The organism is Mesorhizobium hawassense (assembly GCF_003289945.1).
Taxonomy (GTDB): domain Bacteria; phylum Pseudomonadota; class Alphaproteobacteria; order Rhizobiales; family Rhizobiaceae; genus Mesorhizobium; species Mesorhizobium hawassense.
The window spans coordinates 150,986-163,080 of the sequence record NZ_QMBP01000003.1 but is presented as its reverse complement, the minus strand read 5'-3'; the positions used below and the strand labels follow the sequence as shown (position 1 = coordinate 163,080).

At 63.6% G+C, this 12,095-nt stretch carries 13 protein-coding genes; 7 read left to right on the top strand and 6 right to left on the bottom strand.

The genetic code is table 11. The annotated features are described in order from the left end of the window. Positions 1 to 5 precede the first annotated feature (5 nt). The 6 genes from DPM33_RS08120 to DPM33_RS35785 form a co-directional block, all read right to left on the bottom strand. Entirely contained in the window at positions 6 to 980 is a 975-nt protein-coding gene (locus tag DPM33_RS08120; protein WP_112096901.1) for a serine kinase, read from the bottom strand. Continuing rightward, the gene (locus DPM33_RS08115; RefSeq protein WP_112096900.1) at positions 977 to 2,890 is read right to left on the bottom strand and encodes a lasso peptide isopeptide bond-forming cyclase; all 1,914 of its coding nucleotides are present in this window, start codon (positions 2,888 to 2,890) and stop codon (positions 977 to 979) included. Before DPM33_RS08115 ends, DPM33_RS08120 begins: the two co-directional genes overlap by 4 nt. 3 nt (positions 2,891 to 2,893) lie before the next feature. Then, the gene (locus tag DPM33_RS08110) at positions 2,894 to 3,268 is read right to left on the bottom strand and encodes a lasso peptide biosynthesis B2 protein (RefSeq protein WP_112096899.1); all 375 of its coding nucleotides are present in this window, start codon (positions 3,266 to 3,268) and stop codon (positions 2,894 to 2,896) included. A gap of 25 nt (positions 3,269 to 3,293) precedes the next feature. Beyond that, on the bottom strand, positions 3,294 to 3,593 hold the full coding sequence (locus DPM33_RS08105) for a PqqD family protein (protein WP_112096898.1): 300 nt from the start codon (positions 3,591 to 3,593) through the stop codon (positions 3,294 to 3,296). 160 nt (positions 3,594 to 3,753) lie between these two features. Next, the gene (locus tag DPM33_RS08100; RefSeq protein WP_112096897.1) at positions 3,754 to 3,906 is read right to left on the bottom strand and encodes a lasso peptide; all 153 of its coding nucleotides are present in this window, start codon (positions 3,904 to 3,906) and stop codon (positions 3,754 to 3,756) included. A 104-nt stretch (positions 3,907 to 4,010) separates the two neighbouring features. Next, positions 4,011 to 4,250: a hypothetical protein gene (locus tag DPM33_RS35785; protein WP_146770220.1), complete on the bottom strand. Its 240-nt coding sequence runs from the start codon at positions 4,248 to 4,250 to the stop codon at positions 4,011 to 4,013. A gap of 156 nt (positions 4,251 to 4,406) precedes the next feature. Here DPM33_RS35785 and DPM33_RS08095 point away from each other — a divergent pair, with 156 nt between their 5' ends. From DPM33_RS08095 to DPM33_RS08065, 7 genes are all read left to right on the top strand, one after another. Then, complete coding sequence (locus DPM33_RS08095) at positions 4,407 to 5,633, top strand: nucleotidyltransferase family protein (RefSeq protein WP_112096896.1); 1,227 nt, start codon at positions 4,407 to 4,409, stop codon at positions 5,631 to 5,633. A gap of 22 nt (positions 5,634 to 5,655) precedes the next feature. Beyond that, the gene (locus tag DPM33_RS08090) at positions 5,656 to 6,663 is read left to right on the top strand and encodes a glycosyltransferase family 2 protein (protein WP_112097269.1); all 1,008 of its coding nucleotides are present in this window, start codon (positions 5,656 to 5,658) and stop codon (positions 6,661 to 6,663) included. Between the two features lie 126 nt (positions 6,664 to 6,789). Beyond that, positions 6,790 to 7,167, top strand: coding sequence for a single stranded DNA-binding domain-containing protein (locus DPM33_RS08085; RefSeq protein ID WP_112096895.1), 378 nt, complete (start codon positions 6,790 to 6,792; stop codon positions 7,165 to 7,167). 128 nt (positions 7,168 to 7,295) lie between these two features. Then, positions 7,296 to 8,180: an endo-1,3-1,4-beta-glycanase ExoK gene (gene exoK / locus DPM33_RS08080; protein ID WP_112096894.1), complete on the top strand. Its 885-nt coding sequence runs from the start codon at positions 7,296 to 7,298 to the stop codon at positions 8,178 to 8,180. Between the two features lie 131 nt (positions 8,181 to 8,311). Then, a complete protein-coding gene (locus tag DPM33_RS08075) occupies positions 8,312 to 9,643 on the top strand; it encodes a UDP-glucose dehydrogenase family protein (RefSeq protein ID WP_112096893.1) in 1,332 nt (443 codons plus the stop codon). Between the two features lie 91 nt (positions 9,644 to 9,734). After that, positions 9,735 to 10,955 carry a glycosyltransferase family 2 protein gene (locus DPM33_RS08070; protein WP_167448990.1) on the top strand — a complete coding sequence of 407 codons (1,221 nt, stop codon included), beginning with the start codon at positions 9,735 to 9,737 and terminating at the stop codon, positions 10,953 to 10,955. A gap of 59 nt (positions 10,956 to 11,014) precedes the next feature. Beyond that, on the top strand, positions 11,015 to 12,094 hold the full coding sequence (locus DPM33_RS08065; protein ID WP_112096891.1) for a glycosyltransferase: 1,080 nt from the start codon (positions 11,015 to 11,017) through the stop codon (positions 12,092 to 12,094). Position 12,095: the final 1 nt, after the last annotated feature.

Sequence of the window (12,095 nt, the reverse complement as noted above, 5' to 3'; positions counted from 1 at the left end):
CCGGCTCACCTTGCCCCGGATGCCAGATCGGTTTCGATCGCGGCGACCGCTTCGTCGATCCGGTCGAGCCCGGCCGGCACCTCGAGGCGACCGACGCCGATCCGCCCAGCGATCCGCGCGCATTGGCGCAGATGCGCGGCGGCAAAGTCGCTGGGAAGCGCCTCCCGGCCGAACCGCGTGACATAGGAGAATTTGAGGATCGCCGGCAGCGCCGCGGTGCCGGTCAACGGCGAAATCGCCATCCGCTCGCCGCGCTCCAGCACATAGAGGCGAGAAACCGGCACCGCCTCGGCGGCAAAGCCGTCGCGCAGGCGATGCTGCGCCTTGTCGATTTGCGGATGCACCTGCGGCCGCACGTCCGCCTGCTCGAGACGGATGACGTCTGCCGCATCGGCGGCGAGCTTGAGCTGCGGAAACCCGGGCAGGATCACCGGCCGGTCCGGGTCGGACAAATCCATTGCCACGACATCGTCGGTCAGGAGCCGATGGCCGGCGCGGATCATCGCGCCCGCCGTCGTCGACTTGCCGGCGCCCTTGTCGCCCATGAAGACCACGCTCTTGCCATCGACGGCAACGGCGCTGGCATGCAGCACGAGCAGCCCGCGCTGATGCAAGGCAAGCGCCATCACCGGTCCGAGCAGCGGGAAGGCGAGCAGCGGATCGTCGACACCCGGCGCCGGATCGACATCGATCCGCCTGGCGCCGCTGATCATGAAGCTGCCGACAGCCTGCCACGAAAGATACTGGCGCCTCGGCACGAAACGAAAAGCCGTGGCGCCCTGCGACGGGGCGTCTGGAAAGTCGATCGGCCCGACCACGATCTCGAGGTCCGGCGCCGCCGGCGCAGTTGATTCCAGCTCCGGCAAGGCCACCTCCGAGCTGACGGTCAGCCCGTAGGCCTTATAGAAATGGCGGTGGCGTCCGCTTGGCGTTTCGGTTGTCGGCTCGGGGCGCGCAAGGGAAGCGGTCGAAAGAGTCATGCCGGGCTTCCTTGAACTTGCCGCAGCCATAGCGACAGCGACACCGAGCGCCAGACATGCTGGACATCCGGCAGCGTTGCCTGCTCGGGCTGGCGCAGAATGCGGTCATAGACCGCGTTCACCTCGGGCAGGTTGACATAAGGGGCGATCCGCGCGCTTTCCGATATCAGCAGCCGGTCCAGAAGCTCGCGGTGGTTACCGAGCATGCCCTTGATCAGGTTGGGCGTGAAATCGATCTTGTCGCGCCGCCATTGCACCGCCGGCGGCAGAACGCCCTGCATGGCGCGGCGCAGCACATGGCGGCCGAAGCCGTCCTTGAGCTTTTCCTCGCCCGGCAGCGACAGGCAGAATTCGACGAGCGGCTTGTCCCAGAACGGATAGCGGGGCTCGACGCCGAAATTGGCGGCGGCCTTGTCGAGCACTTCGAAGGCGTGCGGCACCAGCCCGGTGGACAGAAGCCAGCGGTGCGTCAGCGCTTCGCTCGCGCTGACGGCGGTCGGCATGGAGCCGCTGCGATGAAAGCGCTCTGCAAGATCGGTGCGCCTGGCGAGATCCGGATTGACGAGGGCCGCCCAGGCGGCCCGCCGCACCGGCGCCGGCCCGCGCCGCATTCTTCCGACAAGGCCTCTCGCCATGGCCCTCATCCTGGCGATCCGCCAGGCCGGTCCATAGATGGTCAGGAACTTGAAATAAAGGGAGAGCATGCCTTCGCCATAGGTGTTGGCGGCGCTGTGCAACTCGCGCCACAACTCGAGCCACCGGCCGGCATTGGCCAGCTCGTGCAGGTGCCCATGGCCTTGCGAGACGACTTCGTCGCCGCCATGCCCGTCGAGAAGCACCTTGACGCCCTTGGCGCCCGCCGTCCGGTAAAGATCGCGGGTCAAGGACAGGCCGGGCGCCAAGAACGTGCCTTCCTGCTCTTCCAGGATTCGTTCGAATTCGGCGAAGGGCGCGTAATTGCCGACGGCGATCAGCGTTGCGGCGAGCGGATTGTCGTCGAGCACCGCGTCGATGAACGGCTTCTCGTCCATCGACGAACCCTTGTCGAAGACCAGCGAAAAGGTCTTGAGCTTCGGGTTGCGCTTGGCGGCCGCCCGCAAGCCCGCGAGGCAGGCGATCGAGGATGAATCGAGCCCGCCGCTCAGCATGGCGCCAACCGCCGACGTTCCACGCATCCGGTTCTCCACCGATTGCGCGAAAAGGTGCCTGAATTCTTCGGCCGCGTCGCGTCGCAACGGCCGTTGCGACGGCTCGATCTGCCAGTAGCGCCGCAGCGTAACCTTGCGGTCCGCCACCATCATGCCGTGCCGCGCCGGCAGGCGGAAAATTTCGGCGTAGGGCGTGGCCTGCGGATCATCCGGCAAGCCGGCGAGGAATCCGGAGATCTGGTGCTCGCTGAGGCGCCTGCCGACACCGTCCAGCGACAGGATCGGTCCGATTTCCGAGGCGAACGCGAAGCGCCTGCCGGTCGAATGGTAGTAGAAGGGTTTGACGCCGAAATGGTCGCGCGCGCAAAACAGCGCCTGCTGCTCACCGTCCCATATCGCGAAAGCGAAATCTCCCTGCAGATAGGTCGGGCAGGCCTCGCCCCATTTGAGGTAGGCGCGCATGATGAGAACCGCGTCGGCGATCGACCGGTCGCGCAGCCCGAGCCGCGCCAGAAGCTCGTCGCGGTTGTCCAGCCGGCAGTCGGCGGTGATGGCGAGCCTGCCGCCGGCCATCGTCAGCGGACCGGGACCGTCCTCGCCGGTCGTGTCGAGCCAGGCGTGGCCAAGCGCCACGCTGCCGTCAACCCACCATGAGCTACCATCGCGAGCGCGGTGGCGCATGCGCGACAGCATCTCTTGGATATCGCTGGCCGCGGCCGGCCGGCCGTTGTCGCTAAGCACAACTCCAGCGACGCCACTCATCGCTCACGACCCATGGTCGACCAGATGGGCAAATCCGTTGATCGAGCCGCCCAGCACGATGTGATTGCCGCTCATCAGCCAGGCATGTGCCCTGAGCTCGCTGCCAGTTCCCTTTTCGATACCGATGCTGATCTTTGAGGCGCTGCCCTGGCGCGCGAGCAGATATTGCCCGGCAAGCGCCTGGGTGAGGCAGGTGGCGCCCGGCACGAGGCGCGCGGCGGCGGCAACGCCCCAGGCGACCCGCCGCAGATCGGCAATGCTGGCGTCGCGTCTGGCGTCCAGCCTTGTGACCAGTCTGCGGACACGGTTATAGGAGGAAAGCGTCAGCGCGAGCCGCACGACGCCCACCACCGTCAGGCAGCGCGCTAGAAACAGCATCTCCCGGCCGCTCAGCGAGCGGAGCCTAGACCAGTTCCTCACTGTGGAGCCTCGCAAGCCCTGCTTCGGTCAGCCCCATCAGCAATCCCTCGACATCGGCCTTGCAGCGCTCCTCATCGACATTGTAGCGCGCAAGCACGGCGCTGCGGACATCGAGCACCGATCGCGGCTCCTGGATCTGCTCCCAGATGAAGGCGCCGACGCTGTTCAGGCTGTAATAGACGTTGGATTTGAGATGGAGCAGCGCCAGTCCGGCGCCGAATTCGCAAGCCACCGCCTCGCTGGTCGCGACCACGCGGTCATGGTCCGAAGGGTTCCAGTGCATGCTAAAACCTCGTTGCTGGCCCGCCGCGCCCTCAGGTCTTCACCGCGGATCGGTTGCCTGCGATCCTCGGCGGCAGGAAGCCGGGGGACGAAAGCCCCCCGGCTCACCTTTTGAAGAGCATCCGGAGCCCCAACTTAGACACCCGGATGCGTCTGTAAGCTTATGAGAAAGTCAGCTCGCCGACCGGCGTGTGCGCGGGAAACGATGCGTCCAGCGCCGTCGAGCCAGCACCGCCCTGCGTGATCGTTTCGATCGAACCGTGAACCGTCAGGCTGGGGGTCTCGTACTCATGCTTTTCAACATTCTGTTCCATTTTACTCTCCACTTAAGGACTGGAAGCGGCTGCAGAATGCCGCCAGCATATCGCTATGCTGCAATGCGATTGCTGCACGGCAACATTCATGAGTCAAGCGTGATTTACCAAGCATTAATCAATTCTTGGTTGCGCCAGCTTTCGTTGGTGATCAAGCCTTGAACACCGCCATCGTAAACCTCAACCATCCCGCATTTCAACCGCAGGTCCTCGTCGTTTAAATAAGCATTTGATTTATTTATGATAATTTTTCGGATAGCAAAACGGTTTCGCAGATGCGAAGAAATTGCCGCAAGAAATCGGCGTTCCCCGACCTGCCAGAGCAGCTCCGAGGTTGTTTTCACAAGTGATTGCGCGTGAGTTGATTTTAAACGCTTGGGTTGCAGAAATTGAGCTCTTCCAGCCGAACCTTTGGCGGTTGCGATAATTTTTCCGGTGCTTTTCTTCGCAGTTGCGATATAAGCCTCCCGGGCGGCATTTTGCGGAGAACGACATCGGGCATGGCAATGCAGGATGGCTCGTATGAAAGGCTGCGCGCCGCCGGCTGTGCCGATGAAGTCGCCTATGTGCAGGCTTGTCTGAGGCTGTTTTTCACGCCAGGCGCCAACGCCGACAGCATCGCCAGCCGGGCCGACATGCCTGCGCCGGCCATCTCGGCGGCCCCAGCAATCTCGGCGACAAATGTCGCGGACATCGCCAGGCTGAACAAGGTCGGCGTCTTCCTGCTCAAGGCGCTCCACCGGGCGCCTGCCGGCGCGGCGCCCTCCGAACTGCTTGGCTGGCTCGACGGCTACCGTCGGCGCACCATCTCCATGAACGCCTCTTGCATCGGCGATTCGACGGCCATCGATCGCGTGCTGCGCGACAGGCAGGTCGATTTCGTCTTCCTCAAGGGGCCGCTGCAGCAGCATGTGCTCTACGGCGATCACTTCATGAAGCCCTCCGGCGATGTCGACATACTGGTTTCGCCGGCGAGCTTCGCCGTGGCCCGTGAGGCGCTGCGCACGATTGGCTACGAAATTGCCGGCAAGTCGCGCTCGGTCTGGTGGGTGCGCTTCCTCGGCGAGCAGCACATGATCCGCGACGATGGCGCGAGGCGCTCGACGGCCGACCTCCATCACCGTCTGCAGCAGCCGGGATCGCCCAGCCCGCGCGACACCGACAGCTTCCTGCGCCGCAAGCGAAAAGTCGAGGCGGCTGGTGTCGCCCTGCCTGTCACCTCCGCCGCCGACACCTTGCTTTTGTCCTCGATCAGCGTCGCCAAGGCCTTTTTCAATCGCGAGCCCTGCGCCGGCTATGTCTGCGACGTGAGGGCCAGCGCCAGCCGCCTGAGCGAAGCCGAGCAGCAGATGGTGCTCGACCACGCCGCCGGGCAGGGCCTAGCGGACACCCTGCTTTTGGGGTTGCGCGCCGCTGACGTACTGCTCGGCGCCGCCGGCACGCTGCTTTCAGAGCGCGCCGCCCGCATTCTGGCGCGCATCGGCAATGCCGATCTCTTCCATATGGTGCTGGCGCCCTGGCTTGCGTCGCTGCGCTGGCCGCAGCGCCGTCATGTGCTGTGGGAACTGTGCGGCCGCGAGCCTGTCCGGTATCTGGCCGAAGCAGGTTGGGCGGCCTCCGCCGACCTCAGCCGGCGCATCTTCGAGCGTCCTGCCGCTGTCCAGCCGGCCCGGGTCGACATGATCAAAATCGAGGGCGGGGCTGCCACTCATGCAAGCGAAAGGTGAACCCATGCCCGTGACGACGCCCATGCCGAGCCAGGGGGTCTGCGTCATCATTGCCGCGCGCAATGCGGCGCGCACGATTCCCGTCGCCATCGCTTCGGCGCTGCGCGAGCCGGAAGTCGCCGAGGTCGTCGTGGTCGACGACGCTTCCACCGACGACACGAGGGATGTGGCTTTGGCCGCAGACGACGGCAGCGGCCGGCTTGCCGTCATCCGCCTCGACGTCAATCGCGGGCCGTCTTCCGCTCGCAACGCCGCCATCCGGGCGTCCAGATCGCCCTTCATCAGCATTCTCGACGCCGACGATTTCTTCCTCGAGGGCCGCTTCCGCCGGCTTTTCGCCAGCGCCGACTGGGATTTCGCCGCCGATAATATCATGCTGATCCGCGACGACACCGCGACCGACCTCGCCAAGGTCGCCGCGCCGCCCTTCGCGGCCGACCCGGAATTCCTCGATTTCGAGCGCTTCATCGACGGCAACATCACACGTCGCCGCGTCCTGCGCGGCGAGCTCGGCTTCCTGAAACCGGTGATCAGTCGGGCGTTTCTCAAGCGGCACCGGCTGACCTACGACGAAAACCTGCGCCTTGGCGAGGATTACGAGCTCTACGCGCGCGCCGTCGCCTGCGGGGCGCGGTTCAAGATCATCAAATCCTGCGGCTATGGCGCGATCGTGCGGGCCGATTCGCTGAGCGGCCGGCACAGGACGCTGGACCTGAAGCGTCTTGCCGATGCCGATCTGGCGCTGCTTCAGATCGACAGCCTTCCCGAGCGCTCGAAGGCCGCGTTGCGGCGCCACGAGCGCCATGTCCGCGACAAATATCGGCTGCGCAACTTCCTTGACGTCAAGGCCGAGCGGGGCCTGGCGTCGGCGGCGGCTTACGCCTTCAGCCAGTCGAACCTGATCCCGATCGTACGCGGCGTCGCCACCGACAAACTCGACGCGCTGTTCCGCCGCACCGGGATTGCTGCAAGGCAGCAAATACCGCCGATGCGCTTCCTGATGGCGGCGACCAATGCCGTAAACGAATGATGCCGCACCGTCTCCGAAACCGTAGGCTCCCTCAAAAAATCCGCATTCGCAGAACTATGATGTTGCCTAGTCGCCGCGGTAGTGGCAGTCTATGTTGCAATGCAGCAATTTCGAAAGGCCGATAGGATGGCTTCGATTTTTGGCTTCAGATCCCGGGATCCGGCTCGCGACCGGAACACCGATCTCCAGCGTTTCGACCGGCTGGCGAAGCTGTTCGATCAGATCGGGGCCGAGATCGAGGCGGAGAAAGCCGGGCTGGAGAATCGCTACAAGTCGACGGCCGCCAACGCGGCCTTCCTGGTCGAGGCGATGGAAAATGGCTCGGCGTCGACCAGCAAGGGATCGGATGTCAGTGCGCTGACCAACTCGATCCTGAACTGCGAGCGGCGCATTGCGGAGCTGGCTCGCCAGAAAGGTCTGATGAAGGAACTGCGTCATTCGCTCGACGCGATTGTCGAGGATGGTTCCGGTCGGTCTGCCGCACAGTCAGCGGCAGGAGGCTGACGGCGCCTTCAGGTGTCGTCATCGGTGCGAGACATTAGAGGAGTTCAAAGGGCGGAGGATCGGAAGCGGCTCGCTCATGCGAACCGAGGATGACTTGGGTTGGGCGGACAACACAAGGTGAGTTTGTTATGAACGTAGATCCGAACAACACCTCCATTGAGGCGGCTTGCGAGATTTCGCATGCGCCATGGAATGGATTGGCCAGCCTGCGGCTCGGCGTCGTCGGCGCCCTGCTTGCGATCGCAGCCACCCTTGCGGCGGGCTTGCATCCTGCGCACGCGGAAGAGGCGCAACAGGACGTGCAAAGCGCGCCGTCCTTCGTCGACAATTTTTCGAATTTCGACCGATCCCGCTGGTTCGTCTCGGACGGCTGGACCAATGGCGCCCACCAGAACTGCACATGGTCGAAGGATCTCGTGCGGCTTTCCGACGGCGTGCTGTCGCTGGGCTTTGAAAAGCGCAAGCTGAAGGACCGCGACTTCGCCTGCGCCGAGATCCAGACCAAGCAACGCTACGGCTACGGCGTCTACGAGGCGCGGATGAAGACCGGTACCGGTTCGGGTCTCAACGCCGCCTTCTTCTCCTATATCGGCCCGCAGGACAAACAGCCCTGGGACGAGATCGACTTCGAGGTCCTCACCAAGGATCCGTCGAAAGTGCAGGTCAACAGCTACATCCAGGGCAAGCCGAAGAATGGCAAGCTGGTCGACGTCGAAGGCGGCGCCGACAAGGGCTTCAACGATTACGGCTTCGTCTGGGAGAAGGACCGGCTGCGCTGGTACGTCAATGGCAAGCTAGTCCATGAGGTGACCAACCCCGACGAGCTGCCGAAGCATTCGCAGAAGATCTTCTTCAGCCTCTGGGGCAGCGACAAGCTGACCAACTGGATGGGCGCCTTCGCCGATCCCGGCAGCAAGGTGACCATGGAGGTCAAGCGCGTCGCTTTCACCGCCCTGGGCCAGCCATGCCAGTTCCCGGAATCGCTGGCATGCAGCATAAGTAACAGCAACTAGGGCTTGATCCCGAAAAGTGGGAACCGGTTTTCGGATAAGATCATGCCGACTGAATGGGCCGTTGGGCCTGGGGGATATCTGAACCGGCCGGACCACGTTTGTGGCCCGGCCTTTGACAGGAATAGAACCAAATGAATTTGACGGTGTTTGGGATTGGCTATGTCGGTCTCGTCCAGGCCGCTGTGCTGGCCGAGGTCGGCCACGAGGTGGTTTGTGTCGATATCGACGAGAAGAAGGTGGAGCGGCTCAACCAGGGCCTGATCCCGATTTTCGAACCGGGCCTCGAAAGCCTCGTCAAGGAAAACCACGCGGCCGGGCGCATCCGCTTCACCACCGACGCGGCTGCGGCGGTCAGGCACGGCCAGATCCAGATGATCGCGGTCGGCACGCCGCCCGGCGAGGACGGCTCGGCCGATCTGAAATATGTGCTGGCGGTGGCCGAGACCATCGGCCGTGAGATGGACAGCGCCAAGATCGTCGTCGGCAAGTCGACCGTGCCGGTCGGCACCTGCGAAAAGGTCAAGGCCAGGATCGCCGAAACGCTGAAGAAGCGCGGCCGCGAGGATCTGAGCTTCGACGTCGCCTCAAATCCGGAGTTCCTCAAGGAAGGCTCGGCGGTCGCCGATTGCATGAAGCCGGATCGCATCATCGTCGGCACGTCCAGCGAAGACACCGAGATGGTGATGCGTGAGCTCTACGCGCCGTTCAACCGCAACCACGAGAAGATGATCGTGATGGACGTGCGCAGCGCCGAATTCACCAAATACGCCGCCAACTGCATGCTGGCGACCAAGATCAGCTTCATGAACGAGATGGCCAATCTCGCCGAGCAGTTGGGCGCCGACATCGAGGAGGTGCGCAAGGGCATCGGCAGCGATCCGCGCATCGGCTACCACTTCATCTATCCCGGTCTCGGCTATGGCGGTTCGTGCTTCCCGAAGGATGTGCGCGCGCTGATCAAGACCGCCGAGGGCGTCAAGTTCGACGCCAAATTGCTGCGCGCCGTCGAGGAGCGCAACAATGCGCAGAAGTCGGTCCTGTTCGACAAGGTCAACCACTATTTCAAGGGCGCGCTCGAGGGCAAGACCTTCGCCGTCTGGGGGCTGGCCTTCAAGCCCAACACCGACGACATGCGCGAGGCGCCGGCGCGCACGCTGATGGAAGCGTTGTGGGCGGCCGGCGCCAAGGTGCAGGCCTACGACCCGGAGGCCATGCAGGAGTGCCAGGCCATCTACGGTCTGCGCGACGATCTGCTGCTTTGCGGCACCAAGGAAGCCGCCCTGCGCGGCGCCGACGCCCTTTTGATCTGCACCGAATGGAAGAGCTTCCGCGCGCCGTCCTTCGACGCGCTCAAGGACGCGCTGACCACGCCGGTCATCTTCGACGGCCGCAACCTCTACGATCCCAAGGTGATCGCGCGCTACGGCATCGAGTATTTCTCGATCGGCAGGATGGCGGCATGACGGCAGCCGCTTGCCTCAAGGACAATTGCGGTCGCCATGTCTGCAACACCACGCCGGCGAACGGCGCACCGGCAATAGGATGAGGTCACCAATGGCTGCCCAGCCGAAACCGACTGTCACCGTCATCGTCCCTACCTTCAACCGGGAAAAGTTCCTGCCCGAATCCATTGGCAGCCTGCTCGAGCAGACTGTGGTGCCGGATCAGATTCTGATCGTGGACGACGGCTCGACCGACAACACCAGCGTGGTGGCCGCCTCGTTCCCCGCGCCGGTGGAATATTACCGCAAGGACAATGGCGGCAAGTCGACGGCGCTGAATTTCGCCCTGAGGCACTGCAGGGGCGATTTCGTCTGGGTATTCGACGACGACGATGTCGCGCACCCGACCGCGCTTGAACGATTTCTCGCCGCGTTCGAGCGGGAACCGACCGCCGATTTCGCTTTCGGCGAATATGCGCGTTTCCAGCGCTCGGCTCAGATCGAACAGCGGAATTACGAGATCGTCGCCTTCGGCCATGTCAGCCAGGACAATTTCTTCCCGTCGCATCTCGAATATTGCCACGTCCATCAGCCCGGTCTGCTGGTGCGCCGCCAATGCTATGACGAGGTGGGAGGCTTCAACGAGACCCTGGTCCGGTCGCAGGACTACGAGATGATGCTGAGACTGGCGCGCCGGTTCAAGGCCGTCAGGGTCGACGGTCTCATGTTCTTCCAGCGCCAGCACGACATGGTTCGCGGCAGCACCAAGGTGGTGATTTCCTATACCGACCGGATAAAGGCCTGGGGCTCGTACGACCGGGTGATCATGGAAGAGATCTACAAGTCGGTCGACCTGCATGAATATCTCGATCTTTCGGAACAGGCCCTGCCGAAGACGGCGGATCTCGAGATGCAGGCGCTGCTGCAGCGCTCGAGCATCATGGCCAGGAAGGGATTATGGCATCACGCGGCCGAAGATATCCGCCGCTACGCCCTGCTCGCCGAACGGGCCGGGAAGACGTCGCTCAGCGACAAGGAACGCGCCATCGTGCGGCGCACCTTCGAGGCCTACGACACGGGTTTGGCATCCGCCCCCGCCGACGAATTCGTCTCGGCGGTGAAGCGGTGGAAGGCAGGAACCCTGAAGGCCGACATCGTCAGGGAATACATGCATTCCTTCCCCCATTTTCTCGCCCGCGATTTGAAGGCGGGAAAACTCGTTCCTGCATCGAAGCTCTTGCGGGAGTACTCGACGCTGTCCCTTTCAGGCTCGGTCAGTCGCCTCTGTCGGGCAATGACGTCGAAGCTTCCGTTGCTGGGCGGCGCAAGCTGACGGCCTGCAATTGAGCGCCGGGCTGCCGGATAACGCTGGACCGAATTAGGAGCCGACCGATGAAAGTGCTTTTTGCCAGCGGCAACGGATACATTCCCGAGTTCACCGGCGGCGTGCAATCCAACACCCACCATCTGGTCGAACAGCTGATCGAGCACGGCCATCAGGCGTCGGTTCTTGCTTCGCTGTTCGGTGACGGCATGTTCGGCTTCAGGGCGCGCGCCAAGATGAAGCTGTTGCGGCAGCCGGCGGTCGTCGACACTTTTCCCGGCTATCCGGTGATGCGCGCCTGGTTTCCTTGGGACGCGGCCGCCTTCGCCGTCAAGAAAGCCAGACCCGATGTCGCCGTCGTGCAGTGCCACAAATCCGTTTTACTTGGAAAGGCGCTCCTCGCCGAAGGCGTGCCGCTGGTCGTCTACCTGCACAACGTCGAATTTCATGAGCTCGCCGGCGATCCTCGCGAACTCGATTCGGCGCTCTACATCGCCAATTCGGAGTTCACGGCGCGCACCTACGAGGAAAAGTTCGGCATCGAGTCCATCGTTCTGCCGCCGACCATCAACGACGCTCTTTACTGTACCCACACGACCGGCGAATTCGTCACCATGATCAATCCCTATGAGGAGAAGGGTTTCGATCTGGCGGTCAAAATTGCGGCGGCCTGCCCGGAGATCCCGTTCCTGTTCGTGGAGAGCTGGAAGCTCGAAGACGACCATCGCGCCCGCATCGAGAAGACCATCGCGCCGCTCGCGAACGTCACGCTGGAGAACCGCACCAACGATATGAAGACGGTCTATGGCCGCACAAAAATCCTGCTTGCGCCGAGCAAATGGGAGGAAGCCTGGGGCCGCGTCGCATCCGAGGCGCATTGCAGCGGCATCCCGGTCGTCGGCTCGAAGCGTGGCGGCCTGCCCGAAGCCATCGGGCCCGGTGGCGTCGTGCTCGACTACGACGCCCCCGTCGCCGACTGGGCCGCGGCGGTGCGGCGCCTGTGGAACGATCGCCAGGAGTATGAGCGGCTTTCGGCTGCGGCTCTCGCCTTCTCAAAACGCCCGGAGCTCGATCCCGCGCGGCAATTGGTGGTGTTTCTCGATCTGCTCGAAAGAGCGGCCCGGCAGGGCGCCCGCCGCGCCGCGTAGC